This window comes from Streptomyces aurantiacus JA 4570 (assembly GCF_000414115.1).
GTDB lineage: Bacteria > Actinomycetota > Actinomycetes > Streptomycetales > Streptomycetaceae > Streptomyces > Streptomyces aurantiacus_A.
Window position 1 is genome coordinate 1 of sequence record NZ_AOPZ01000044.1, and the last position, 26589, is coordinate 26589.

Annotated in this window: 17 protein-coding genes; 13 read left to right on the forward strand and 4 right to left on the reverse strand. The window is 70.5% G+C overall.

The features are described from left to right. Window positions 1-103 precede the first annotated feature (103 nt). Window positions 104-1408 (reverse strand): BTAD domain-containing putative transcriptional regulator, encoded by a 1305-nt coding sequence (locus STRAU_RS05710; protein WP_078620982.1) that lies wholly within the window; start codon window positions 1406-1408, stop codon window positions 104-106. A 539-nt stretch (window positions 1409-1947) separates the two neighbouring features. On the opposite strand from STRAU_RS05710, the gene STRAU_RS05715 reads away from it, so the two are divergent. From STRAU_RS05715 to panD, 4 genes are all read left to right on the forward strand, one after another. Then, a complete protein-coding gene (locus STRAU_RS05715) occupies window positions 1948-3021 on the forward strand; it encodes an ornithine cyclodeaminase family protein (RefSeq protein WP_016639296.1) in 1074 nt (357 codons plus the stop codon). A gap of 37 nt (window positions 3022-3058) precedes the next feature. Next, window positions 3059-4717, forward strand: coding sequence for an alpha/beta hydrolase (locus tag STRAU_RS05720; protein WP_016639297.1), 1659 nt, complete (start codon window positions 3059-3061; stop codon window positions 4715-4717). A gap of 136 nt (window positions 4718-4853) precedes the next feature. Beyond that, the gene (locus STRAU_RS05725; RefSeq protein WP_158692020.1) at window positions 4854-5240 is read left to right on the forward strand and encodes a hypothetical protein; all 387 of its coding nucleotides are present in this window, start codon (window positions 4854-4856) and stop codon (window positions 5238-5240) included. Window positions 5241-5340: 100 nt separating this feature from the next. After that, the gene (panD, locus tag STRAU_RS05730) at window positions 5341-5712 is read left to right on the forward strand and encodes an aspartate 1-decarboxylase (RefSeq protein ID WP_052028969.1); all 372 of its coding nucleotides are present in this window, start codon (window positions 5341-5343) and stop codon (window positions 5710-5712) included. 11 nt (window positions 5713-5723) lie between these two features. Here the strand turns inward: panD and STRAU_RS05735 are convergent, their stop codons facing one another. After that, entirely contained in the window at window positions 5724-6746 is a 1023-nt protein-coding gene (locus STRAU_RS05735; protein ID WP_158692021.1) for a pyridoxal-phosphate dependent enzyme, read from the reverse strand. 184 nt (window positions 6747-6930) lie between these two features. Here STRAU_RS05735 and STRAU_RS05740 point away from each other — a divergent pair, with 184 nt between their 5' ends. The 4 genes from STRAU_RS05740 to STRAU_RS05755 are packed head-to-tail and all read left to right on the forward strand — an operon-like array spanning window position 6931 to window position 10482. Next, window positions 6931-7806 (forward strand): ABC transporter ATP-binding protein, encoded by an 876-nt coding sequence (locus STRAU_RS05740; RefSeq protein WP_037657753.1) that lies wholly within the window; start codon window positions 6931-6933, stop codon window positions 7804-7806. Beyond that, window positions 7803-8645 (forward strand): ABC transporter permease, encoded by an 843-nt coding sequence (locus STRAU_RS05745; RefSeq protein WP_016639302.1) that lies wholly within the window; start codon window positions 7803-7805, stop codon window positions 8643-8645. Before STRAU_RS05740 ends, STRAU_RS05745 begins: the two co-directional genes overlap by 4 nt. Beyond that, the gene (locus STRAU_RS05750) at window positions 8621-9847 is read left to right on the forward strand and encodes a sensor histidine kinase (protein WP_016639303.1); all 1227 of its coding nucleotides are present in this window, start codon (window positions 8621-8623) and stop codon (window positions 9845-9847) included. Before STRAU_RS05745 ends, STRAU_RS05750 begins: the two co-directional genes overlap by 25 nt. Beyond that, window positions 9847-10482, forward strand: coding sequence for a response regulator (locus STRAU_RS05755; RefSeq protein WP_016639304.1), 636 nt, complete (start codon window positions 9847-9849; stop codon window positions 10480-10482). The genes STRAU_RS05750 and STRAU_RS05755 overlap by 1 nt, the downstream gene beginning before the upstream one ends. Window positions 10483-10521: 39 nt before the next feature. Here the strand turns inward: STRAU_RS05755 and STRAU_RS05760 are convergent, their stop codons facing one another. Continuing rightward, entirely contained in the window at window positions 10522-11328 is an 807-nt protein-coding gene (locus tag STRAU_RS05760) for an alpha/beta fold hydrolase (RefSeq protein WP_016639305.1), read from the reverse strand. Beyond that, window positions 11325-12617, reverse strand: coding sequence for an MFS transporter (locus tag STRAU_RS05765; protein WP_158692022.1), 1293 nt, complete (start codon window positions 12615-12617; stop codon window positions 11325-11327). The genes STRAU_RS05760 and STRAU_RS05765 overlap by 4 nt, the downstream gene beginning before the upstream one ends. A gap of 228 nt (window positions 12618-12845) precedes the next feature. Between STRAU_RS05765 and STRAU_RS05770 the strand changes: the two genes are divergently transcribed. The 5 genes from STRAU_RS05770 to STRAU_RS05790 form a co-directional block, all read left to right on the forward strand. Beyond that, window positions 12846-18413 carry a type I polyketide synthase gene (locus STRAU_RS05770; RefSeq protein WP_016639308.1) on the forward strand — a complete coding sequence of 1856 codons (5568 nt, stop codon included), beginning with the start codon at window positions 12846-12848 and terminating at the stop codon, window positions 18411-18413. A 49-nt stretch (window positions 18414-18462) separates the two neighbouring features. Continuing rightward, window positions 18463-18666, forward strand: coding sequence for an MbtH family protein (locus tag STRAU_RS05775; RefSeq protein WP_016639309.1), 204 nt, complete (start codon window positions 18463-18465; stop codon window positions 18664-18666). Between the two features lie 5 nt (window positions 18667-18671). Continuing rightward, complete coding sequence (locus tag STRAU_RS05780) at window positions 18672-19643, forward strand: LLM class flavin-dependent oxidoreductase (protein ID WP_016639310.1); 972 nt, start codon at window positions 18672-18674, stop codon at window positions 19641-19643. Window positions 19644-19678: 35 nt separating this feature from the next. After that, window positions 19679-24817 carry a non-ribosomal peptide synthetase gene (locus STRAU_RS05785; protein WP_158692023.1) on the forward strand — a complete coding sequence of 1713 codons (5139 nt, stop codon included), beginning with the start codon at window positions 19679-19681 and terminating at the stop codon, window positions 24815-24817. Continuing rightward, the coding region (locus tag STRAU_RS05790; protein ID WP_158692024.1) for a condensation domain-containing protein at window positions 24814-26589 on the forward strand (1776 nt) is incomplete at its 3' end. The genes STRAU_RS05785 and STRAU_RS05790, both read left to right, overlap by 4 nt.

Here is a 26589-nt window from a genome sequence, read left to right on the forward strand (position 1 = left end):
CTGTCCCCCCGGAGCTTCGTCGCGTCGGAAGCACTGGAAAGCAGTCGGCTTGGAAACACTCGGCCCCCTCGCCGGGCGAGGGGGCCGAGTGGGTGCAGGGCGCTCAAACCGTCTCGTTCGAGTTGACGGATTCCGGCAGCCGGGTGGCGAATTGCCGACAGTTGATCGCGCCGTCGGGTCTGATGGTGATCCAGCCCCGGCTGTAGGCTTCGGCACCCGCTTGGAAGCGGGTGACCACGCCGAGATATTCGAGGAGTTCGGACACACGTCTGCTGAAGGTGCGCGGGGACAGCCCGAGCCGCCGACTTGCCGTGAGATCCGTGGCGCCGTTCAGTAGTTGCTCCAGAATGGGCTCAAGGTGAGCGGGTGGCCGACGGTGGCCTCGGTAGGGGTGGTGCGTGCTCGGGAAGTGCGCACCACCGGTGGCCGTGGGGCCCGGAAGCCGGCGTTCACCGCCCTGCGCCGGAATCGACGCGATGGCGTGGGCCGAATCGTTCCTGTAGCGCGCCCCCTCGGTGACCAGCGGCAACGCGTCCGAGGGTGGCGGGATGGTGACGCTTGGTGGCGAGAGCTGCCGCGGCACGCCGACGGCCAGTGGACCGCCGGCGAGCACCACGCGGTACGCCTCCGTCAGGTCCGGACTCAGATCGAGGCCGAATTCCTGAGTCAGGAGGCGATGGCCCTCCAGATACGTTTCGACCGCCTCATGGCGTCTGCCGACCCGGGCAAGGGCACGGATGAGATGCAGTCGGAAACGCTCACGCAACGGATAGGTCTCGACCAGCGACTGCAGTTCGGTGATGACTTCATGGTGCCTGCCGAGGATCAGGTCGGTCCCGATGCGTTCCTCGGTCACGGTGATGCGATGGTCCTCCAGCTTGATGGCTTCGGCCCGGATGCCCGGGGCGGAGGCGGACGGCGCGGAAATGCCCGCGAAGGCAGGGCCTCGCCACAGGGAAAGGGCGGCCCGGTACTTCCGGGCGGCCTTCTCGAACTCTCCTTCGGACGACGCCTTCCTGGCCTCCTTCACATAGGTGTGGAAGAGGACGAGGTCGATGGACGGCGGCTCGACGAACAAGAGATAGCCACCGGCCTGGTTGATCAGCTGGGGTCGTTGCTGGACGCTGTCGTGGGCGAACGCCTGATTGAGAAGATCTCTCAGCTTCCACACCTTGGTCTGAATCTGTCGCAGCGCGGTGCGTGGCGGGCTTTCCCAGAGCGCCGCCGCTATCGCCTCCGCTCCGACGTGATTGTTCACCCGCACGGCCAGCGTCGCCAGAAGTCCGCGCTCCAGCGTGTCACCGGCCGGGAAGCTGCGGTCTCCCCCAATGAGTTCCGCATTTCCAAGTAGGCGCAATTTTACCGGGTTTACGTCGTTCGCAGCTGTTGAGTCATCGAAGGCCTTCAAAAATCCCCCATGGTCTCTGTGCTCATTCCCTCAGGAATTCACCGAGAGGCGCATCGCTGCTCCGCGGACGCACCCGCCCCTGAAGCAGGTGGCCGCACGTCTGTTGGCGTATGCCTCTCTCCCCGTACGCAGCGCCTGTAACCCGGCCATTACATGGTGGCGCTACGCTAATTTTGGTCGATCGTCGTGACGCGGTTCGCCTCATCCCCCTGACGCGGTCCGTAGATCGTTCCTTTGGAGCGCCCGGCCCGCCCGTTGGTCGTGAGGGCGTTCGGGGTCTTGCGTGCCACAGCAGTATGGGGGCTCCTCCCGCGACTTTACCCCTCCTATACAGTCAGTCCTGCGTCTCCTGCTGCTGGGACTGGACGCCATCCTGGGTCAGTTCGGTGCGGCCACACCGAGGTGGCGAGAACACGCCAGATCCCTTGCCTGCAAGCGGAATCCGGTGGTTGCGTCGTGGCCGCTTCAAGAAGTCATGCGTCATCCCACGCTCCGTGCTGCCTACGCGCCGGAAGACCAACGTTTGGATTGAGTGCTGGATGCTGCGGTTCGACGAGTACCCGAATACGGAACTGGTTTATCTGTCGAGGCAGGACGTGTGTCTCGCCGCTGCCGAGGTCGACGTGGTGTCGGTGGTCCGGGACGCGATAGTGCGACATGCCGAGGGCCGTACGATACTGCCCGACGAGGCGTACCTGGGATGGACGACCGACGACGGTTTCGCGGCGCGCTCCCTGGCGATGCCCGGCGGCATCCACACCGATCACGGGCTTGAGCTGGGCCTGAAGGTGATCAACGGATCGCTCGGGAACCCCGGCAAGGGCGTGGCGCGGTCGCAGGGCCTCATGCTGCTCTTCGACCGTGAACTCGCCTGGCCGCGGGCGGTGATGGAGGCCGCCTACGTCAGCGCCTTCCGCACCGCGGCGGTGAGCGCGGTGAGCGCGCTCGCCCTGGGTGTCGCGCCGCTCCGGCATCTCGCGATCCTGGGCTGCGGCACCCTCGCGCGGGCGCACGTCCAACTGCTCTCCGGGGCCCTCGGCGACCTGGAGTCGCTCACGCTGTACGACACCGCTCCGGAACGGAGCCGGGCGCTCGCCGACGCGGTCACGGCGGACCCGGACTTCGCCGGCCTCCGCGCCGAGGTCGCGGCGAGCCCCGAAGCCTGCGTGCGGGACGCCGACCTCGTCATCCCGGCGACCGTCACCACGGAGGGCTACTTGCGCCCGGAGTGGTTCGCGCCCGGCACGCTCATCGTGCATGTCTCGCTGGACGACGTGCTGCCCGAAGTCGTGGACGCGGCCGGGCTCGTCGTCGTGGACGACTGGGGCCTGGTCAGCCACGACCACCGCAGGCTGCTCGGCCGGATGTATCGCGAGGGCAGCCTGCGCGGGCCCGACGGCGAGTACGCGGAGCAGGCGGTGCGACGCCCGGGAGCCCGTCAGGTCGACGGCACGCTGGGCGAGGTGCTGCTCGGTACCTGCCCGGGCCGCAAGGCCGACGCCGACCTGGTGCTGTGCAACCCGTTCGGCATGTCGATCCTCGATGTCGCCCTCGGCGGCGCGGTGGCGACGGCCGCGGAGCGGCAGGGCCTCGGGATGCGCATCCCGCGCTGACCCGGTCATTGAACTCGATCAAGGAGTGGCACTACACATGCGCAGATCTCGCGCCCTTGTCCCCGCAGTACTGCTCGGACTGACGCTGAGCACCCTGCCCGCGGGTGCCGTGGCCGTCGATGCCACGGATGCCGGTGACACAGGGGTGGGCCAGTCCTTCCGGACTCAGAAGCTCGTCTGGAAACCCTGCTTCCCGAATCCGGGTGACGGCCTGCCGCCCGGCGCCGAGCGCCTCCAGTGTTCGGTCATGAAGGCCCCTCTCGACTGGAACAAGCAGAGCCGTGGCACGGTCGACATCGCGGTGAGCAGGCTGCGCCCGGAGTCGGGCAAGCCGAAGCGCCTCGTGCTGACCAACCCGGGCGGCCCCGGCGAGGAAGGCGTCATCGTTCCCCTGCTGTTCCTCGACCCCGCGCACTCCGCCGTCGCCGACTCCTCGGAGATCGTCGGCGTCGATGTGCGGGGCACCGGCCGCAGCACCAACGCGACATGCGCGGGCGACACCATCGGCCGCGAGCGCGACGTGCGCGACCGCAGCCGGGCCAATGTGGACGCCATGCTGGACGACGCGGAAGCCATGGCCCGTTCCTGCCAGGGCGCCTCGAAACCGATCGGTGACTTCGTCAACACCGCGCAGACCGTACGGGACTTCGACCTGCTGCGCTCCCTGCTCGGCTACGACCGCACCGACTGGTTCGGATTCTCCGCGGGGACCTGGCTCGGCGCGCACTACGCGACCGCGTTCCCGTCGCGCGTCGGCCGGTTCGTCTTCGACTCCAGCGTCAGGTTCACCGGAACCTGGCAACAGATATACGCCTTGCAGCCGATGGGCTTCGAGCGCCGGTTCCGCCAGGACTTCCTGCCGTGGGCAGCGCGGTACCAGGGCGTGTACGGGCTCGGCGACTCCCCGCAGGCCGTGCGCGCGAGCTACGAGCGCATCAGGGCGAAGATTGCCGAGAAGCCGCTGGACATGGGCGATTCGGTCCTGACCGCGACGGCGCTCGACTCGATGATCGCGGGGAGCCTGTACAACAAGTCGAACTTCCCCCGGCTCGGCCAGTTGCTCGCCGGGCTGAACGCGGCGGTGGGCACACCCGCGTCGCGCGCCGCACGCGCGGGCGAGGTCGCGGAGCGGGTGGCCGAGGTGCGCGGCGCGGCGAAGGCGCCCGGCGCACTGGCCTCGGGGGCGCCGGACGCCATCGACGCCACGTTCTACACCGTCGGCTGCAACGACACCCGCTGGCACGGCAACCGCAAGACGCTGGCGGCGACTTCGGCCGCGCAGGGCAAACTCTTCCCGCTCATCGGCTGGCGCAGCATCGCCGAGCCCTGCGTGTTCTGGGACCGGCCCGCGGTCAAGCTGCCGAAGCCGACCGGCCGGGGTGTCCCGCCCGTCCTGATGGTGCAGTCCGAGCACGACCCCGCGGCTCCGATCGAGGGCGCGAGGTCGGCCAGTGCCGGCTTCAAGGGCTCACGCTTCCTCAAGGTGACCGGCGAGGGCGACCACATGCTGTTCGGCAACAACAACAAGTGTGTTGACCGCGCCGTCGACTCCTACCTGGCGTCGGGCAAGCTGCCCAGGCGCGGCGCCACCTGCGCCGGGGGACCGCTGCCCGACCCGACCGCACCCGCCGGCACCACCGCGGAGCACAACAGCGCGCAGCGGCTGAGCGAGCTCGCCGACAGGCTGCCCGACTGAGTGCCGCAAGCCCCTGTGCCCGGCGGAGCCGCGGCGGCGGGCCGGCTGACAGCGTGTCCATCGTTCGTCTGAATGTGGCCGTCAATTCCGAGGAAACCATTGCGAGCAGTGGGCCGTCGCGGAGTATGGTGTGTCGGTGAGCGAATCGAATCCCAGAGAATATGACCCGTTCCGTGGACAGCAGTTAGGGATTGACGCCGCCGAAGTTCAGGGTTCACTCGAGGCGCGCCGGGTATTGGGCGCCGATGCGGAAGCGGCCGTCATCGCCAGTTTTCTTGAGCGCACGTCGGCCGCCATCGACGCCCGGGTCGACCAGAGAATCGCGGAGAAGGCCGCCGCGAGTGATGGGGACTCCACCGACAGCGGCGGGTTCTGGCTCGCCGTCGTCTCGGTGGGCCTGGGAATTCCCGCCACCGGCGTGGCGACGTCGTTCTCGGATTCTGGGAGCGTGCTCGTGGCCGCGGCCGCCTGGGCCGGCATCGCCCTCGTCAACGTTTCCTTCAACCTGCGCAAGAACCGCTGAGCCCGAAATTCCTTGGCGCATCATCGCCATAGGTATCGGCCGCCGCGTGAGCCTCTCCTAGGCTGCCCCTATTCAGTACTCGAAAGGGGAGGCGAAGAGTGTGCTCAGAGTAATGCTGAAATCAAAGATTCATCGCGCTACGGTGACGGCCGCGGACTTGAACTACATCGGGTCCCTGACACTCGACCCGGATCTGATGGACGCGGCAGATCTGCTGCCCGGCGAGCAGGTCCACGTGGTCGACATCAACAACGGCGCGCGCCTCGAGACGTATGTCATCGAGGGAACGAGGGGCAGCGGTGAGGTGCAGATCAACGGCGCCGCGGCCCGGCTTGTGCACACCGGCGACCTGGTGATCGTGATCGGCTACGGAATGGTGGCCGACGAGGAGGCCAAGAGCACCGCGCCGCGCGTCGTGTTCGTCGACGAGCACAACGCGGTGACCGAGGTCGGCCACGACCCGGGAGTCTGAGGACGCCCCGGTCAGCCGGTGGTGGCGCGGAACCGCAGGCCGTCCGCGCGGAATCGCTCGATGGCGCCGTGCACATCCTCGGCGATGTGCACGGTGTCGAGCCAGGCGTCGTCGTAGAGAGTGCCGAGGTACTTGCTCCCGCCGTCCGGGCACAGGCAGAGCGCCCTGCGGGGGAAGTGGCCCTGATCGAGATCGCCGAGGTAGCCGCAGAGGACACTGCCGCTCGAACCGCCGAGGGCGACACCGGTGTCCTCCAGGAACATGCGGCAGGCGGCCACGGTGGCCGCGGGGGCGATCCGGGCCGCGGCGTCGTAGGAAGTCTCGTTGATGAAGGACGAGGCCCTGCTCGCGCCGAGACCGGCGATCAGCCGGTGACCGCCCACTCCGCCCGTGACCAGTGACCCGGTGGAGTCCACGGCCACGATCCTGACGGCGGGGTCGCGCGTACGCAGATGCGCGGAGATGCCGGCCAGGGTGCCTCCGGTGGACACGGCGACGTACACCGCGTCCAGCTCCCTGCCGCCCTGCCGGGCGATCTCGGGTCCCGTGGTCTGTTCGTGAATCAGTGGATTGGCATTGCTGTGATACTGATTCGGCCAGCGGTAATCAGGGTTCGCGCTGCACAGCTCGCGCACCGCCTTCAATCTGCTGAGCAGATAGCCGCCCTGACCGTCGGGTTCGTCGACGAATTGAAGTTCGACGCCGCTCGCGGTCAGGGAATCACGCGTCGGCCCCGGCGTTCTCTCGTCGATCACCGCGATGAAATGGCAGTCGAGCATGCGAACGAGCCTGGCCAGGGCCAGGCCCAGGTTGCCGGACGTGGATTCGACGATGACAGTGCCGGGAACCAGCGGCTTCACGCGGTCGATGTCGACGAGCAATCCGGTCGCGGTCCTATCCTTGATCGACCCGGTCGGATTGAGGCTCTCATGCTTGAGTATCAGTTCATGGGCGCGCCCGCGGTATTCGACGACAATCGTCGAAATCGGCGTGGTGGCAATGCTGGCGCGCAGCTCGTCTATTCGCTGCAACAAGTGAATTCTCCTGGGTTACGCACAAATAGGCTGTCGATTGCAGCATCTACTTCGGCGCGTGTTTCCGGAAGCTGTATGGCGACTTATGGCCACCCTGCCGGGGGCCTTGTCCATCGACTGGTTGACATCAGCATCCAACCTCAGGTTGCTACAGGATTCCGCCCGCATGGACAACGCTTGGGGCATGACCGAAACAGCAGTTCATGTAAGGGGTTTGGTCAAGCGCTACGGCGGCACACCCGTCGTCAACGGACTTGACTTGGACATCGCCCACGGCGAGGTGTTCGCGCTGCTCGGGCCGAATGGCGCGGGCAAGACGACGACGGTGGAGATCCTTGAGGGTTATCGCGACCGGGACAGCGGCACCGTCTCGGTGCTCGGTGAGGACCCGGGCAAGGCGGGCCGCTCCTGGCGCAGCCGGATCGGCATCGTCTCCCAGACGGCCTCGGACGCAGCGGAGTTGACCGTGCGTGAGGTGGTCGGTCACTTCGCCACCACGTATCCGCGGCACCGCGATCCGGACGCGGTGATCGACGGCGTCGGGCTCGGTGAGCACGCCACGAAGCGGGTCGGCCGGCTCTCCGGCGGTCAGCGCCGCCGGGTGGACGTGGCCCTCGGCATCATCGGCGACCCGGACCTGCTGTTCCTCGACGAGCCGACCACCGGCTTCGACCCCGAAGCGCGGGTGCAGTTCTGGCAGTTGATCCGCCAGCTCTCCATGGAGGGCACCACGATCGTGCTCACCACGCACTACCTGGACGAGGTCGAGGCGCTGGCGAACCGCGTCGCGGTGATCGCCCGTGGCCAGATGAAGGTCGTGGGCGACCCGGCGACGCTCGGTGACCGGGCCGACGCGGGCGCCGTGGTCAGCTGGCGCGAGAACGGCCGGCTCATGGAGATGGAGACGGCCAGCCCGGACCAGTTCGTGGCCGAACTCGTCCGGCGGAACTCCGGGAACGTGCCGGGCCTCTCGGTCCAGCGGCCGAGCCTCGAGGACGTCTACCTGCAGCTGATCGGCGAGGACAACAGCGCCTCGGCCTACCGAAGGGAATCGGCATGACCACCCAGGCGCCGCGCGTGCGGCAGGCAAGGCCCCAACCGCCGAACCCGATCAAGGTGGGCGTGGCCCGGGGATCCATCGAGCTCAAGCAGTTCTTCCGGGAGCGCGACGCGGTCGTGTTCACCTTCTCGCTGCCCGTGGTGCTGTTGGTCCTGCTCGCCGGCATCTTCAGCGACCCGGTCGAGAAGACGGGCGTCGAGGCCAGCCAGATCTTCGCGGCCAGCATGATCGCGGCGGGCATCATGTCCGCCACCTTCGTCAGCCTCGGCACCGGGATCGCGCAGGACCGCGACGACGGCACCCTGAAGCGGCTGCGCGGCACGCCGACCCCGATGACGTCCTACTTCATCGGCAAGATCCTGATGGTGCTCGTGGTGAGCTTCGCCGAGGTCGTCGTCCTGCTCGCCGTCGGCAAGGGCCTGTTCGACCTGAAGCTGCCCACCGACGTGACCAGCTGGCTGACCTTCGCCTGGGTGTTCGTGCTCGGGGTCATCGCGTGCGCGCTGCTCGGCATCGCGATCAGCAGTGTGCCCCGGTCGGCGAAGAGCGCTTCGGCAGTCATCATGCTCCCGTTCATCGGGCTACAGTTCATCTCTGGTGTACTGACCAATCCGATCAGCGCACTGTCCTCACCTCTGGTGGAGATCGGTTCGGTCTTCCCGCTCAAGTGGATGGCTCAGGGGTTCCGGTCGGTGTTCCTGCCCGACTCGATGACGTTCCAGGAGGTGGCAGGATCATGGGAGCTGGGGCGGATGGCCTTGATTCTCGCAGCGTGGTGCGTCGGCGGCCTGGTCCTGTGTCTCCTCACGTTCCGGTGGAAGAACGGCCGCCAGGGATAACCAAGTCGGGGCACGAATGGATCCGTGGATTCCTCATCTGGGACTGCTACTACGCGGCCGCGTTCATCGGCGCGATCGCGTTCGTGCTGACCCTGGAGGACTCCACGGCCAGAAGCCAGCCGGTGGCCTCGGCCATTCTGGCCTGTGCCGCCGCCTGGTACGTGGCGTACGGCAGGTCGCTGATGCGCGCGGACGACGAGAGCTGGCGCGGCCTGCTGTACCTCGGTGTCCTCCTGATCCTCTTCGCGGCGGCGGACGCCTTCGCGTCGGCGAGCTCCATCGCCATGGTCGCGATCGTCCCGCAGGCGTACTGGACGATGCGGCCCCTGCACGCGACCGGCGCGGTGGCGGTGTTCGCGATGGTGCCGGTGGCCATGGACACCTTGCGCACGGGCGCGGTGACGCGCAGCGTCGCCGACCAGGGCCCGACCGCCGTGGCGATCATCGTGTTCTCCGCCATCTTCGGCACCTGGGTGCACCGGATCATCGAGCAGAGCAGGGAACGCGCCGACCTCATCGAGGAGTTGGCATCGACCCGGGCCGAACTGGCCGAGGTGTCCCGGGAGGCCGGGATGGCCGCCGAGCGCGAGCGGCTCGCCGGTGAGATCCACGACGCGATCGCGCAGGGACTGAGCAGCATCGTGATGCTGGTCCAGGCCACCGGATCCACCCTCGACCAGATGGACGGGCTCCCCGCCCACCACAGCGACTCGGTGGACCTGGCGCGGCAGCAGCTGGAGCTGGTCGCCCGGACCGCGCGGGAGAGCCTCGCCGAGGCCGGAGCCCTGGTCGAGGCGCTCCGGCCGACGGCGCTCGACTCCGGTTCGCTGCCCGAGGCCCTGCACCGGCTCACCGACCGGGCGGCCGAGACCTGTGGCCTCTCCACGACCTTCGCGCTGCACGGAGAGCCCGAGACCCTGCCGGTGGCCGTCGAGGTGGTCCTGCTCCGGGCTACCCAGGAGGCCCTCACCAACGTGCGCAAACACGCGCGGGCCTCCTCCGCGGAGGTCACCCTCAGCTATACCGACGACACCGTGACGGTCCGCGTGCGCGACGACGGGGACGGCATCGACCCCGCGGTCAAACCCCATGGGTACGGCCTGGTCGGCATGGGCAGGAGAGTCGAACAGGTCGGGGGGACCAGGAAGTTGCACAGCGCCCCCGGCGAAGGAACAACGCTGCTCGTGGAGGTGCCCAGGTGATGGAACCGATCACTGTGCTGATCGTCGACGACCACCCGGTCGTCAGGGCCGGGCTGCGCGGGATGCTCACGAACGAGAGCGACATCGAGGTCGTCGGCGAGGCCGGCAGCGCCGACACGGCCGTCTCGATGGCCCACGCGCTGAGCCCCGCCGTGGTGCTGATGGATCTGCGGATGCCGGGCGGAGGCGTCGAGGCCACCGCGCGGCTGGCCGAACAGAAGCCGGAGTGCCGGGTGTTGGTGCTCACCACCTATGGCTCGGACGACCAGATCCTCAGCGCTGTCGAGGCGGGCGCCACCGGCTATCTGCTCAAGCACGCCGACCGCGAGGAGCTGCTGCAGGCCATTCGTGGCGCGGCCACCGGCGAGACCGTCCTGGCTCCCTCGGTCGCCGCGCGGCTGACCCGCCGTGTGCGCAGCCCGAAGCGGGACAGTCTCTCCGCGCGCGAGGCGGAGGTGCTGCGCCTGGTCGCGCGCGGACTCACCAACGCCGCGATCGGCGCCGCGTTGTTCATCAGTGAGGCGACCGTGAAGACCCATATGCTGCGGATCTTCGGCAAGCTCGAGGTCGCCGACCGCACGGCCGCGGTGATGGTCGCGGTCAACCGCGGCCTGATCACCGTCGACGAGGACTGAGGAGCGTACCGGGAAGCCCGGATCCCGCCGAGCCGGGTGTCAGCCGGCGGCCGACGCCTTGGCGAGGAAGTCCAGGAGCAGCGTGTTGACCTCGGCGGGCCGTTCGAGGAAGCCGAAGTGGCCGCAGCCGGGCACCTCTTCGTAGCGAGCCCCCTCGATCGCGTCGGCCACCTCCCGGCCCAGCGGGGCCGGCATCACGACGTCCGCGGGAAACCCGACCACGAGAGTGGGGCAGCTGATCGTGCCCAGCTCGCCCGCCCATTCCTCCACGGACAGCGTGGCCAGATACTGCCGGGCGGCTCCCTCGCCCCGGATCGGGCTCAGCGTCATCAGGTCGAACCACTCCTTGGCGAACCTGTCGTCGAGCAGTGTCGCGGGGGCGAAGAGCTGCGTCATGGTGGACATCGCCGCGTAGTCGTCGGGGACCTCGCCGGACCGGGCGGCGTCCACGATGGCCTTGACCATCGTGGAGATGAAGGCCGGAGTACGGGACCGGGTGCCGAGCAGCGAGAGGGAGCGGACGAGGTCCGGGCGGAGCACCGCGAGCCGCTGGGCCACGAGCGCGCCGAGCGAGGAGCCGACGAGATGGCACGGCTCTCCCGCCACGTCCTGCAGGAGCCGGCCCGCGTCCGCGACGAGTTCGGCGAGGCGCGCCGGCCCCTCGGGCACGAAGTCGTCGGTGGTGCCCCGGTGGTCGTAGGTGATGACCCGGTACCCGGCGCCCCGCAGGGCCGGGACCTGGTGCAGCGACCACACCGCAGACCGGGTCGCGGCGGGCGCGAGCAGCAACACCGGGTCCCCGGAGCCGGTGCTGCGATGGGGCGGGAGTACGGACGCCGAGCTCATGATGACTTCTCCTCGCCGACGCGATAGTTGGGTGACCAGATGCCTTCGCGCAGCCTGGTGACCCCGAAGACTGTGAGCGCCATGGCGATCAGCGCGGCGATCAGCAGGGGAGTGCGCAGGCCGAGCTCTTTGTTCGTCAGGGCCCCGGACACGGTGACGATGAGGCCGCCGAGCAGCGAACCCAGCGGGAGCGGGCCCCAGGCGAGCAGCCGGTAGATGCTGTTGACCCTGCCCAGCATCTCCTCGGGGACGACCCGCTGCCGGTAGCTGACCGTCAGTACGTTCCAGATCGTGGAGAGCATGCCGCCGACCGCGATGGCGAAGGCCACGACGACGGCGCTGCTCGCGAGGCCGATGAGCAGGCTGCTCAGGGCGTTGCCCGCCAGGCTGACCAGCAGGATCCGACGGGCGCCGAGGCGCCGTTCCAGAGTGCTCGTCAGCCAGGCGCCGAGCATCGCGCCGATCCCTCCGGCCAGGAACAGCAGGCCGAACCGGGTCGCGTCGAGACCGAGGATCGTCTGCGCGAACAGCACCTGGGTGGAGAGCGCGATGGCGCTGCTGAGGTTGAGCAGGCCGAGGAACAGACCGAGCGTACGCAGCGTGGGGTGGCGCCAGAAGTAGCGCAGCCCCTCGACCATGTCGGACCGCATCGTCCGCTGCGGCCGGTCGCGCTCGCGCGGGGCGAGCACGACAAGGAGCATCAGCCCCGCGGACAGCACGAAGAGTCCGCCCTCGAAGAGGAACGGCAGCACCAGCGAGGTCCCGAGCAGCAGCCCGCCGAGCCAGGGCCCGATGAAGAGCCCGCCCACGGTGTCGGTCATCACCAGAAGGCCGTTGGCGCGCTCAAGGAGAGACGAGGGCACCAGTCTCGGCACGACCACCTGACTGGTGTTCTCGTTCAGTACCGTCGCCGAGCCGATCAGGAACGCGGCGGTGTAGATGAGCGCGAGCGGCGCCGATCCGGTGGCCACGGCCAGCGCGATACCGCCCGCGACCAGGGCGCGGAACAGGTGCGTGAGCCCCAGCGTCCAGCGGTGGTTGGTGCGGTCGATGAGAACTCCGGCCGGCAGGCTCGCCAGCAGCCAGGGCAGTTCGAGGAGCATGGCGACGCCGGAGATCAGCAGCGCGCTGTCGGTGACCGAGGTGGCGAGCCAGGGGAAAGCCACCGAGCTGATGCCGGAGGCCAGATTCGCCAGAAACATTCCGCCGCACACAGCGGAGAAACCGACGCCGAAGCGCGGCCGTCGTCCCTCGTCGCTGGCCGTGGGTGAGGATGCCGTCGCGCTCACGTCGTCTGCTCCCCGCCGCCGAATTGTGCCTGCATCAGCTCAGGGAACGGCAGTCGGCGCCGGGACGTCAACGCGCTGTCCAGTTTACGCCAGGCACCCTGTGAACTCTTGTGATCGGTCCGCGCTGTCCGCAGTCTGGCGTCCTACGGAATGGTTCCGGCGCTCGTTCCATGGGTACGACGGTGCGCCCACGGCATTCCTTTGTTCGGGATTTCTGAAGGGGGAACCGTGGACAAGAACCGAAGCGGTCACGTCGCCGTGATCGGAATGGCAGGAAAGTTCCCAGGCGCTCGGGACACCGAGGAGCTCTGGCAGAACCTGGTCAGCGGCGTCGAATCGATTACGTTCTTCAGCGACGAAGAGCTGAGGGTCGAAGGCGTCAGCGAGAAGTTCCTCGCCGACCCGAACTACGTCAAAGCCGCACCGCTGGCTCCCGATGCGGAGCTGTTCGACCCCGGCTACTTCGGCATGACGGTACGAGAGGCCGAGGTGCTCGACCCGCAGCACCGGGCGTTCCTCGAAGCCTGCGACGGCTCGCTGCAGTACGCCGGCTATTCGCCGGGCACCTTCTCGGGACGCATCGGCGTGTACGGCGGCGCCGGCCTCAACACGTACTTCGACCGCAACGTGAAGCCGAACTCCGACGCGTACAAGCTGTTGGGAGGTCTCTCCTCGAACCTCGCCAACATCAGTGACTACGTGGCCACCGGTGTGTCCTACCGGCTCGGCCTCGAAGGGCCCTCGCTGACCTGTCTGACGGCGTGCTCGACCTCGCTCGTCGCGCTGCATCTCGCGTGCCAGGCGCTGCGCGCCGGAGAATGCGAAATGGCGCTCGCCGGCGGTGTCGAGCATTTCTTCCCCGAGATTACCGGCTACATGTACTCCGAGGGCGGCATGTACTCCCCGGACGGCCATTGCCGGGCCTTCGACGCCAAGGCGCGGGGCACCATTTTCGGCAGCGGCAGCGGTGCCGTTCTGCTGAAGCCCCTTGAGGCCGCCCTTGAGGACCGCGACACCATTCTCGGGGTCATCAGGTCGACCGCCATCAACAACGACGGCGCACAGAAGGGCGCGTTCTCGGCGCCGAGCGTCGACGGCCAGTTCAAGGCAGTGATGGACGCCTGGCGCAGGTCGGGTGTGGACCCTTCCACGGTCAGCTATGTCGAGGCGCACGGCACCGGCACCTTTGTCGGCGACCCGATCGAAGTGAACGCGCTGAGCCGTGCGTTCCGCGAATTCACCGACCGCAAGCAGTACTGCGCCGTGGGTTCGGTGAAAACAAATGTCGGGCATTTGGGCGCCGCGGCCGGCGTCGTCGGTCTGATCAAGACGCTCATGGCCATGCGGCACCGGATCCTGCCGCCGAGCCTGAACTTCGACGAGCCCAACCCGCAGATCGACTTCGACTCGTCCCCGCTGTACGTCAACACCGAACTCAGCCCCTGGGTCTCCGACTCCGGGCCGCTCAGGGCGGGCCTCAGCTCGTTCGGCGTCGGCGGGACCAACGCGCACGTCGTCCTCGAGGAGCCGCCGGCCCAGCCGGCCACCGCGGCCCCGGGCCGCGCGCAGCAGCTCATCGTCCTGTCCGCACGCACTCCCACGGCACTGGAGTCGAGTGCCACCGCGCTCGGCGAGCACCTGCGTCAGCGTCAGGACCAGCTCGCGGACGCCGCCTACACCCTGGCGGTCGGCAGGGAACCGCGTTCCATCCGCGGGTTCCTGGTCGCCGACGGCGCCGAGGCCGCCGCGGACCGGCTCGCGGCCGGCGTGCCGCAGCCCAGCCCGGCGCTGATACCGGCGCGCGGCACGGCCCGCTCCGTCGCCTTCATGTTCCCCGGCCAGGGCGCGCAGTACGTGGAGATGGGCAAGGAACTCTACGAGCAGGAGGCGGTGTTCGCCGCCGAGGTGGACGCGTGCGCGAAGGTGCTCGCCGACCACACCGGATGGAACCTGCTCGACGTGCTCTACCCGGCCGACGAGGACCGCGACCGGGCGACCGCGCGGCTGACGGAGACCGAGGTCACCCAGCCCGCCCTGTTCGTCTTCTCCTACGCGCTGGCCAAGCTCCTGGAGAGCTGGGGAGTCCGGCCCGAGGCCATGGTCGGCCACAGCGTCGGCGAATTCGTCGCGGCCACCCTCGCCGACGTGTTCTCCCGCGACGACGCGCTGCGCCTGGTGGCCGACCGCGGCAGGCTGATGCAGGGTGTGCCCGCCGGGTCGATGCTCTCCGTGCCGCTGTCGGAGGACCGGGTACGGCCGCTGCTTCCGGACGACGTCAGTGTGGCCGCGGTCAACGCGCCCAACGCGACCGTGATCTCCGGACCGGACGAGAGCGTCGAGGACGTGCGGGCGCTGCTGTCCTCGCAGGGCGTCGAGGGCAGGCCGCTGCACACCTCGCACGCCTTCCACTCGGCCATGATGGAGCCGATCCTCGCCGACTTCCGGGCCCTGGTGGCCGGCGTCGAGCGGAGGAAGCCCACCGCGGCGTTCGTGTCCAACGTGACCGGTGACTGGATGACACCGGAGGACGCGGTCGACCCCGACTACTGGACGCGGCACCTGCGCAGCGCGGTGCGCTTCGGAGACGCGGTCGCCGTGCTCCTGGAAGGCGGGCAGCGCGTGCTGCTCGAGGTCGGACCCGGCAACGCGCTCACCGTGCTCGCCCGGCAGCAGCTGGAGGCCGAGCAGGCCGGGCTCGCCGTACCGACGGTGCGCCACGTCAAGCAGCGCCAGCCCGATGTGACGGTCCTGCTCGGCGCGGTCGGCCAGGCATGGCAGGCCGGTGCGCCGCTCGACCTCGGCCGGCTCTGGAACGGCGAGAGTCGGGGCCGGATCACGCTGCCGCCGGTGCCGTACGAGAAGCTGCGCTGCTGGCTGGACGCCAAGCCCGGAGCGACGGACGAGGGAAGCACCGCCGACGCGGCCGCGGCCCACAACGAGACCGGCCCGTACTACGTGCCGAGCTGGCGGGAGCGGACCCTGCTCGGTGGCACCGGCATCGACACCGAGGCCGCCTGGCTGGTCTTCGAGTCGTCCACGGCCCCGGTGACCGGCCTCGTCGAGCGGCTGCGCGCCGCGGGGGCCACCACCTTCGTGGTCCGGGCGGGCACCGAGTTCGCACGGGACGGTGAGCAGGGCTTCACGGTGCGGCCGCGTGAACTGGCCGACTACATCGAGGTGTTCACCGCGGTGGCGGCGGGCGATCCGTCGAAGGTGCGGGTCGTGCACGGCTGGCTCGTCGGTGACCTCGAGGGCGACACCGCGGCCGAGCGGGCCCGGGACGGCCTCGACACCGGGTTCTTCAGCATCCTGACCGCGGTGCACGCCATCACCCGCAAGGTCACCGAGACCCCCCTCGACCTGGTGCTGCTCACCAGTGACGCGGAGCCGGTCAACGGCACCGAGCGGATCGAGCCGACCAAGTCGGGCGTGCTCGGCTTCGTCAAGCTGCTGCCGAAGGAGCTCTCCCAGACCCGGTGCAGGACCGTCGACATCGCCGCGGACGGCCGGCCGGCGGTCCAGATCGACCAGATCCTGCGGGAGATCGCGCACGGCGACGACGAACGCGTCGTCTACCGCGGCGGCCGCCGGTGGGTGTGGGAGCACCAGGAGGTGGCCCTGCCGCCGACCGGTGAGGGCGCCAAGTACCTCCGTGACGGAGCCGTCTACCTGATCACCGGCGGCCTCGGCGGCATCGGCCTGGTGACGGCGAAGGACCTCGCCGAGAAGCACGCGGCGAAGCTGGTCCTGCTCGGCCGCTCCGGCCTGCCGCCGCGAGCCGAGTGGGACGACTACCTCGCCGAGCACGACGCGGACGACGCGGGCGTCAGGCGGATCCAGGCGGTGCGCGAGGTCGAGGAGCTCGGCGGCGAGGTGCTCGTCTGCGCCGCGGACGTCACCGATCCCGACCAGCTGCGCGCCGTGCGGGCCAAGGCCGGGGCGGTCTTCGGCAAGGTGGACGTGGTGCTGCACGCCGCGGGCGTCACCGGCGGCGGCATGCTGGAGGCGAGGTCGCAGGACGACGCCGAACGGGTCATGGCGGCCAAGGTGTTCGGCACGCTGGCCCTAGAGGAGGTGTTCGGCGACGACGTCGACGCGATCGTCCTCTACTCGACCTTCGCGATCTTCACCGGCGACTTCGGCCTCGGTGACTATGTGTCCGCGAACGCGATCATGGACGCGTACGCCCACGCGCGCTCGGCACGAGGTGGCCACAGCCATGTCGTCTCGGTCAACTGGCCGATCTGGCAGGGCCTCGGCATGGCGGACAAGGTGGACGCCCCCGACCTGCTGCTCGACTTCGAGATGGGCGACCGCTACCAGGAGGTCGCGCACCCGCTGCTCGGCAGCAGGCTGATCCGGTCCGGCAACGACAACGTCATCTTCGTCAAGAAGCTGTCCACCGAGGACTGGGTGACGGCGGAGCACACGGTGGCCGGCCTGCCGACCATGCCCGGCACCAGCCTGATCGAGACGATCCGCGCCGCCTACGAGGAGGCCACCGGATCCGCGACGTGCTCGATCTCCCACCTGGTGTTCCAGCGTCCGCTCTCCTTCGACACCAGCCATGCCGTGCACATCCTGCTGATCCCGGAGGGAGAGCAGCGGTTCACGGCGGTCATCAGGGACGCGGACAACACCGAGGGCGAGATCCTCGACTACACGACCGCCAAGGTCGGCCCCGGTGGGAGCGGCCCCGCGCCGACGCACTCCCTGGACGAGTGGCGCGCGCACAGCCACCTTCCCGACAAGGAGGACCGGGAGGAGGCCCCGGACAGCCTGGTGTGGCTCGGCCCCCGCTGGGACAACATCGCGGGCCACTGGACGAGCGAGACGGCGGACAACGGCCGGTTCGACGAGCTGGCCACCATCGAACTGCCCGCCGAGTACCACGCCGACACCGAGGTGTTCGGGCTGCACCCGGCCGTCCTGGACAGCGCGACCTCCATCGCCCAGCGCATCATCGGCGACGGCGACGGCTCCTACCTGCCGTTCGGCTACGACCGGATCGTCGTCCGCGGCCCGCTTCCGGCCCGGGTGCACAGCCGCATCCAGCACCTCGACGACACCAGGGGCTCACTGGTGCGCACCAACGTGACCGTGGTGGACGACGAGGGCATCGAGCTGGTCGGCATCGAGGGCTTCACCCTGATCGCGGTCGAGAGCGAGGACGCGCTGCAGGCGGCGAAGGGCGCCCCCACGACAGCCGCGGTACCGGTGCCCTCCGCCACCGCCGGCGGGTCCGCCGACATCGGCACCCAGCTCGAACTGGCGCTGCTGCGCGTGAACGAGCGGGAGTTCGGCATCCGCAACGAGGACGGCTATCCCATGCTGTGGGACATCCTCGACTCCGGTGTCGCCCCCCAGCTGATCCTCTGCCCCGACAGCTTCACCCGGCGTCTCGGCTTCGCCAAGGAAGTCACCAGGGACGCCCTGCGGGAGCAGCTCGCCGCCGCGCCGCAGCGCACCGTGACGGCCAGCCCGCGCAACCTCGCGACGCCCTACGTGGAGCCGGAGACCGAGGCACAGCGGGTGATCGCCGAGATGTGGGCGGAGACCCTCGCCGTGGATCTCATCGGGATCGACGACGACTTCTTCGACCTCAACGGCAACTCACTGGTGGCCGTGCAGCTGGTGGCCCGTATCCGGGAGCGGTTCGACGTGGACATCGCGGTGGCCGACCTGTTCGAGGCGCGCACCGCACGCGGCCTCGCGGAGCACATCGAGAGGGCGCTGCTCGCCATGATCGAGAACCTCTCCGAGGAAGAGGCGGCGGCCAAGCTCGCCGCCAACTGAGCACGACAGTCCGGCAATCGACCCCGAGGACCGCAAGGGAGAACGGCACATGTTCGACGATGACGACGACCGCGAGTACACCGTGGTGATCAACGACGAGGAGCAGTACTCGATCTGGCCGCAGGGGCGTGAGGTCCCCGCGGGCTGGCGCGAGGTGGGCGTGGCGGGCAGCAAGGACACCTGCCTGGCACACATCAAGGAGGTCTGGACCGACATGCGGCCGAAGAGCCTCCGCGAGCGGATGAGTGCTTAGCCGCCATGGTGAGTGAGCGCGGCACGGCCGTACGGAGCGGGATCGTGCTCGAGGGGCAGGACATCTCGGTGTCCGAGCTCCTCGGGCGGGCCCGGATGGCGGAGAAGGCCGGGGTGGACTCGGTGTGGCTGGTGCAGCTGCCCACCATCCGGGACAGCGCGAGCGTGCTCGCGGCCCTGGCCGTCTCGACCGAGACGGTGCAGCTCGCCGCGGGCGTGCTCCCGTACTACAGCCGCCCGCCGGTGGTGATGGCGCAGACCGCGGCGACCATCGACGAACTCTCCGGCGGCCGCTTCACCCTCGCGGTGGGGACGGGGCACGGGATGATCGCCGAGTGGAGCCTCGGCAGGAAACCGGGCCCCGCGGTGGCGGAGATGCGGGAGTACCTCGGCGCAGTGCGCGGTGTCCTCGCCGACGGTGAGGTCAACGCCGAGGGCCGCTGGTACCGGGCGCACGCCGTGTACAGCTCGCCGCGGCGCGCGGACCAGCCGCTGTACCTCGGCGCGTTCGGGCCGAAGATGTCCCGGCTCGGCGGCGAACTCGCCGACGGCGTCGCGCTGTGGATGTGCACTCCCGAGTACGTCCGGGACGTGGCCCTGCCCAATGTGCGCGCCGGCCTGCTGCGGGCGGGGCGGGACCCCGACTCCTGCCCGGTCACGGTGATGATCCCCGGCATGGTCTCCGACGATCTCGACGCCGACCGCGAGGTGCTCCGCAAGTACCTGTCGACGTACGCGCGCGTGCCGAACTACCGGCGGATGTACGAGGCGAGCGGCTTCGCCGACGAGGTGAGCAGCAGGCAGATCGGTGACCGTCTCCTCGACGGCGTCGGTGTGATCGGGGACGAGGAACAGGTCAGGGCCGGCATCGCGCGCTACCACGCGGCCGGTGCCACCGAGGTCGTGCTCACCCCGATGGCCAGCGCCCACTACGACCCCGCGCTGCTGCAGCGCACGGCCGAGGCACTGGCCGGCTGACACAAGGACGGCTTCGGCCCCAAACGGAGGTAACAGTGGCTAATGAGCCCGCGGGCATGCCGCGTACGTTGTCCGCGCTCGTCGAACGGCAGGCCGCACGCGTCCCGGACGCGCCCGCGGTGCGTTTGGGCCGCCGGTGGCTGACCTACTCCGAACTCGACGCCGCCGCGTCGCGCCTCGCCGACAGGCTCGTCGCCCGGGGCATCGGGCGCGAGGCCGTCGTCGGGGTGCACGCGGGCCGGGACTTCTCGCTCGTGGTCGCGATCCTGGGGGTGCTCAAGTCCGGCGCCGCCTATCTGGCGCTGCCTCATGACCTGCCGGCCGCCCGGCTCGAGGGCCTCGTCGAGGACGCGAGCGCCGCCGCGGTGGTGACCGGGCCCGCGCTGCGGACCGCGCTGCCGGAGCTGCCCTGCCCGGTGCTGCTCCTCGAAGAGGAAGCGCAGGCTGCCGCGTCCCGGGAGACGCCCGTGCCGCGGCTGCCCGAGGTCGACCCGTCCGCCGCCGCGTACGTGATCTACACCTCCGGTTCCACCGGGACGCCGAAGGGAGTCGTCGTGGAGCACCGGGCCGCGGCGGCCCATGTGCTCTCCATGGCCGACCGGATGGGCATCGGCTTCGGCGACGGCGTGCTCCAGATGGCGGGCGAGGCGTTCGACGTCGCCGTGGAGCAGCTGTTCGCGGCCCTCGCCTCCGGGGCGGCGGTGGTGCTGCGCGGGGACGAGCCGTGGGGGCCCGCGGAGCTCTGCGCCGAGCTCCGCAAGGGGCTCGTCACGGTGGCCGACCTGCCCACCGCGCTGTTCTGCGAGCTGGTCGGCACCCCCGAGGCCAGAAGCCTGCCCGCGTTCTTCTCGCGGGTGCACACCGTGCTCGTCGGAGGTGAGGCGTTCCCCGCGGCCGCCCTGAACCGGTGGCGGGCCGTGTTCGCCCCCTCGGGTGGCGGGCCGCGCGTGGTGAACGCCTACGGTCCGACCGAGTCGGTGATGACCGCTTCGGTGAGTGTGAGGGAAACGGCCGTCGCGCCCGGCGTGAACGGCGGCGGCGTGCGGGCGGACGAGACCGGCTCGGTGCCGGTCGGCACGGTCGTGGGGCCGAGAAGCCTGTGGCTCCTGGACGGCGAGCTGAACGAGGTCGGCGAGGGCGCGTCCGGCGAACTCCACGTCGGGGGAGCGGCCCTCGCGCGCGGCTACCTCGGACGCCCCGACCTGACCGCCGAGCGGTTCGTGCCCGACCCCTTCGGGCCGCCCGGGGCGCGGATGTACCGCACCGGCGACCGGATGACCGTCGCGGGCGACGGCGAGCTGACCTTCCTCGGCCGGGTCGACGACCAGGTCAAGGTCCGCGGCTTCAGGATCGAACCGGGCGAGGTCGAGGCCGCCCTCGCGGCGCACCCGGCGGTCGGCCAGGCCGCCGTGGTGGCCGACGGCGATCGCCTCGTGGGCTACCTCGTCGCCGCGGCGGAGGGCTCCCGGCTGCCGTTCACCGCGGTCAGGGACTGGCTCGGTGAGCGACTGCCGCACTGGATGACGCCCTCCGCGTGGGCCTGGGTCGACCGCCTTCCGGTCACCGCGAGCGGCAAGGTCGACCGGTCCGCGCTGCCCGCCGTCGGCGCCGACCGGGCCGGCACCGGCAGGCCGTACGAAGCGCCCCGCGACGACGTGCAGCGGCACCTGTGCGCCGTGTGGTCGCGCGTGCTGAACCTGCCCGACGTCGGCATCCACGACGACTTCTTCGAGCTGGGCGGCACCTCGCTGCTCGCCGCACGGGCGCTCGCCGAGATCCGCGCCGGCCTCGCCGCCGACCTGCCGCTGCACGCGCTGTTCAAGGCCCCCACCCCGCTCGGTCTGAGCGAGGTCCTCGGTGAGGGGGCGACGGGCGCCGCGGTGCTGCCGCCGGTCGTACGAGGCACGCAGGACGGCACGGCACCGCTCTCCCTGATGCAGCGCCAGGTCTGGGTCGTCGAACAGTTCTCGCCGGACAGCTCCGCGTACAACGCGCCGACCACCCTGCGCCTGCACGGCCCGCTCGACCTCGCCGTCCTCGAACGCGCGCTCACCGAGATCGTGCGCAGGCACGAGGCCCTGCGCACCACGGTCGAACTGCGCGAGGGCGAGCCGACCCAGGTCGTGCACGAGCCCTACCCGGTTCGCGTGCCCCTGATGGACCTGCGCGCCGAGGCCGACCCGGAGGCCGCGGCGGAGAAGTTCATCCGCGCCGACATCGGCGTCCGCTTCGACATCAGCCGGCTGCCGCTGATCAGGTGGACCGCCCTGCGGCTCGCCGAAGAGACCTATGAGCTGGTCCTGGTCGAGCACCACCTGGTGCACGACGGCTGGTCCTTCGCCGTCCTCGTGGACGAACTGAGCCGGCTCTACACGGCCCTGGACCAGGGCACGCCGCCCGCGCTGCCCGAACCCGCCGTCCGCTACCAGGACTTCGCGCGCTGGCAGCAGGAAGTCCTCGACGGACCGGCGATGCGGGCCCAGCTCGACTACTGGAAGCACCAGCTCGACGGCGCGCCCCAGCACCTTGAACTGCCGTACGACGGGCAGCGTGCCGAGCACGACGACACGAGCGGCGCGGTGCACCGGATGGAGCTCCCCGCCGAACTGTGCGAGCGGCTGCGCACGTTCAGCAGGGACAACGGCGTGACCCTGTTCATCACGATGCTCGCCGGGTACGCCGCGCTGCTGCACCGCTACAGCGGCCAGGACGAGGTCTGCGTCGGCTCCGCGTTCGGCAACCGGGGCATACCCGGAACCGCCGGAGTCATCGGCATGTTCGTCAACCCGGTGGTGCTGCGCTGCTCACTGCGCGGCCCCGGACAGCCCGCACCGAACTTCGCCGACCTGCTCGACCGGGCCCGACGGGTCGTGCTCGACGCCCAGGCCAACCAGGAACTGCCGTTCGTCGAGCTGATCAGGGAGCTCGATCCGCCGCGCTCACCCGGGCGCAACCCGGTGTTCCAGGCAATGATCAACTTCGACGACTCGCCGCTGCCCGAACTGCGGCTCGGCCCCGTCGCGTGCAGCTACCTCGAACGCAACAACGGCACCGCCAAGCTGGACCTCTCGGTGCTCGTGGTCCCGCGCGCCGAACGGCAGCTCGGTGTTCCCCGTACGGAACGGGACCGGCGGATCACCCTGATCTGGGAGTACCGGACCGACCTGTTCGACCCCGCCACCGTCGAGCGCCTGGCCGAGGGCTACACAGAGCTCCTCAGCGCCGCCCTCGCCGGCCCTGACCTGCCGGTCGCAGAGCTGCCCGCGGGGCGGCCGGGGCCCCGGGAAGAGCGGGAGGACCGGCCCGAGGCCGCCCTGGGCGCGCCCGCGACCGTGCCCGAGCTGTTCGCCGGGGTCGTGGCCGGGCGGCCCGACGCGACCGCGGTGAGTTCGGCCGCCGGCGACCTCACCTACGGTGAACTGGACCGCGGCGCCAACCAGGTGGCCAACCTGCTCGCCGGGCGCGGCATCGGCGCCGGCGACGTGGTGGCGCTGCATCTGCCGCGCTCGCCCGAGCTCGTGGTGGCGATGCTCGGCGTGCTGAAGGCGGGCGCGGCCTACCTCCCGCTCGACGCCACGAGCCCGGCCGCCAGGCTCGCCGACATCGTCGCCGACGCGCGGCCCCGGCTGGCGCTGACCCTGTCGGACGCCCTGTCCGAACTCGCCGTGCCCGCGCTACGGATGGACTCGCCCGACGTCACCGGCGCGCCCACCACGGACCCCGGAGCGCGCGTCGACCCCGCCGAACTCGCGTACGTGATCTACACATCGGGTTCCACCGGAAAGCCCAAGGGCGTGGCCATCCCGCACCAAGGGCTCGTGGACAAGTACCGGGCCTGGGAGCGCACCTACGAGCTGGACGGCGAGCCCGCGAACCATCTTCAGCTCGCCTCGGTCGCGTTCGACGTCTGCACCGGTGACATCTTCCGCGCGCTGCTCTCCGGCGGCCGCCTCGTGCTCTGCCCCGCCGACACCGTGCTCGACCCGGAGCGCCTGTTCGCGCTGCTGCGGGAGGAGCGCGTGCACTACGCGGAGTTCCTGCCCTCGGTCCTGCGGCTCCTGGTGGACCACGCCGAGCGCACCGGGCAGCAGCTGCCGCCCGCCCGGCTCTTCGCCGTGGGCGGCGAGGCGTGGAGCGGGGCCGACTACCGGCGCTTCCGCACCGCGGTCGCGCCGGGAACGCGCATCCTCAACGTGTACGGCGTCACCGAGGCGACCGTCGGCAACACCTTCTACCCACCGGACGAGGACGACGCGGCCCGCACCGGCGTGCTGCCCATCGGCGGCCCGCTGCCGGGCGTGCGGGCGGTGGTGCTCGACGCCGCCGGACAGCCCGTGGCGCCGGGCGTCGTCGGGGAGATATTCCTCGGCGGAACCGGCCTCGCCCGTGGCTATCACGGGGACCCGGCCCGCACCGCGGCGCGGTTCGTGCCCGACCCCGATCCCGCACGGCCCGGCTGCCGCCTCTACGCGACGGGCGACGTGGGCCGCTACCGGCCGGGCGGCGCCATCGAGTTCCTCGGGCGACGCGATCACCAGGTGAAGGTCCGCGGCTTCCGGGTGGAGCCCGCCGAGATCGAGGAGGAGCTGCGCGGGCACCCCGCGGTGGCCGAGGCCGTGGTCGCGGCGCGCACCGGCGCCGACGGCACCCGACTCGTCGCCTACTGCACGCCCGCTCCGTCCGCGGCCCTGGCGGCGGGCGCCCTCAGGGACTGGCTGCGCGAGCGGATGCCGGCCTATCTGGTCCCCGGGGCCTTCGTCGTCCTCGCCGACCTCCCCCGTACGACCAGCGGCAAGATCGACCGCGGCGCGCTGCCCGCCCCGGAACCGGACCAACTCGACGCGGCAGCCACGTACATGGCACCGCGGACAGCCGACGAACGCGCGGTCGCCGAGATCTGGCAGCAGGTGCTCGACCTCCCGCAGGTCGGCGTCCGGGACGACTTCTTCGACCTCGGCGGGCACTCCCTGCTGGCCGTCCGCCTCGTCACCAGGCTGCGCGCCGAACTCGGCCTCGACATCACCGTCCGCGACCTGATCACGCAGCCCACCGTCGAGGGAGTCGCCCGCAGGGCGGGGCGGCCGGGCGCCGCGGACCCCGACCTCGCCCTCACCGCCCGGAACAGGAAGCGGATGGACCTGACGCAGTTCGACCAGCAGGGGAGCACGGGATGAGCACCGAGCCGGTCATGGCGGTGACGGCATCGTACGAGCAGCAGCGCCTCCTGCTGCTCGAGCAGCTCGCCGATGACACAGCGCTCTACAACGTCCACTTCGCCTTCCGCTGGTACGGCGAGGTCGCCGTGGACGTGCTGAGGTCCGCCCTCGACACGCTGGTGGCCAGGCACGAGGTGCTGCGGACCACCTTCAGGCCGGTCGCCGGGGTGCCACAGCAGATCATCGCCGAGCGCCTCGCCGTGCCGCTGCGTCACACCCGCCGTACCGACGTCGCCCCGGCCGCCCGCGAGGACGAGGCCCTGCGCCTCGCCGCCGCGCACGCACGCGCGCCCTTCGACCTCGCCACCGGGCCGCTGCTCCGCGCCGACCTCGTGTCGTTCTCCGCCACCGAGCACGCGTTCCTGCTGACGCTCCATCACACCGTGTTCGACGGCTGGTCGGCGGGCGTGCTCTTCGACGAGCTCACGGAGGCGTACGCCGCCGAGGCCGACGGCACGGCCCCACGCCTCGACGAACTTCCCCTGCAGTACGCCGACTTCGGCGAGTGGCAGCAAGAGATGCTCGAACGCGGCGCCTGGGAGGGCCAGTTCGCCCACTGGGCGGAGCGGCTCGGCGACGCGCCCGCCGTGCTCGAACTCCCCACCGACCGCCCCCGCCCCGCCGTACAGACCTTCCGCGGCGAACTCGTGGAGCTGGCACTCCCGCCCTCGGTCGAGGACGCCATGGCCGCGGCCTGCCGCCGCTACCGGTGTACCCGCTTCGGCACCCTGCTCGCCGCGTTCGCCGTGCTGCTGCACCGGCTGACCGGCTCCGACGACCTGGTGATCGGCACGGTCGACGCCGGCCGGAACCGGGTCGAACTGGAGCGGCTGATCGGCCTGTTCACCAGCACGCTCGCGCTCCGCGTACCGGTGCGCGGCACCGAGCCGTTCAGCGAGTTGCTCGGCACCGTGCGCTCGCTCGTGGCCGAGGCGCAGAGCAACGCCGACGTTCCCTTCGCGCGCCTGGTGGAGCGGCTGCGCCCGGCCCGCGCCCACAGCCACAACCCGCTGTTCCAGGTCATGTTCGACGTACAGCCGGGGGGCGCGCACCGGCTCCGGCTGCCGGGCGTGCGCAGCGAGCCGCTGCGGGTGCGCGACCGCGGGATATCGCTGTTCGACCTCTCCCTCTCGGTGGAGACCGACGAGTCCGGGTCGCGCCTCGTCGCCGAGTTCGCCACCGACCTGTTCGACCGCGCCACCGTGACGGGACTGCTCGAGTCCTACCGCACCCTGCTGACCGGCCTGCTCGCCGAACCCGACCGGCCCGTCGACGAGGCACCGCTGCTCACCGAGGAGAGCAGGGCGGCGCTGCTCGACCGGTACGACCGCACCAGCGAGACCGCGCCGGCCCCGTCGGTGACCGAACTGATCGCGCGCCGACTGCGCGAATCGGGCGCGGCCCCCGCGATCGTGCACCCCGACGGCTCGGCGCTCACCTACCGCCAACTGGACCTGTGGTCGGGCGACATCGCGTCCGTCCTGGCCAAGGAGGGCGTGCGCCCGGGAGCCTCCGTCGCCCTGCTCCTGCCGCGCTCCGCCGAGGGAATCGCGGCGATCCTCGGCGTGCTCAGGGCGGGCGCGAGCTATCTGCCGCTGGACCCGGACCAGCCCCGGGCCCGCAACGAGGCCATCCTCGACGCGGCACGCCCCGCCGCCGTCCTGGCCGCGGACGGCGCGCTCGCCGGCCTGGCGACCGGAGCCGCGGCCGCCGTCACCCTGCCCCCGCCC

Excerpts from the sequence above, each read along its gene's own strand:
- STRAU_RS05715 (WP_016639296.1), top strand. The coding sequence starts at position 1,948 with ATGCTGCGGTTCGACGAGTACCCGAATACGGAACTGGTTTATCTGTCG.
- STRAU_RS05720 (WP_016639297.1), top strand. The coding sequence starts at position 3,059 with ATGCGCAGATCTCGCGCCCTTGTCCCCGCAGTACTGCTCGGACTGACG.
- STRAU_RS05740 (WP_037657753.1), top strand. The coding sequence starts at position 6,931 with ATGACCGAAACAGCAGTTCATGTAAGGGGTTTGGTCAAGCGCTACGGC.
- STRAU_RS05745 (WP_016639302.1), top strand. The coding sequence starts at position 7,803 with ATGACCACCCAGGCGCCGCGCGTGCGGCAGGCAAGGCCCCAACCGCCG.
- STRAU_RS05755 (WP_016639304.1), top strand. The coding sequence starts at position 9,847 with ATGGAACCGATCACTGTGCTGATCGTCGACGACCACCCGGTCGTCAGG.
- STRAU_RS05760 (WP_016639305.1), bottom strand. The coding sequence starts at position 11,328 with ATGAGCTCGGCGTCCGTACTCCCGCCCCATCGCAGCACCGGCTCCGGG.
- STRAU_RS05775 (WP_016639309.1), top strand. The coding sequence starts at position 18,463 with ATGTTCGACGATGACGACGACCGCGAGTACACCGTGGTGATCAACGAC.
- STRAU_RS05780 (WP_016639310.1), top strand. The coding sequence starts at position 18,672 with ATGGTGAGTGAGCGCGGCACGGCCGTACGGAGCGGGATCGTGCTCGAG.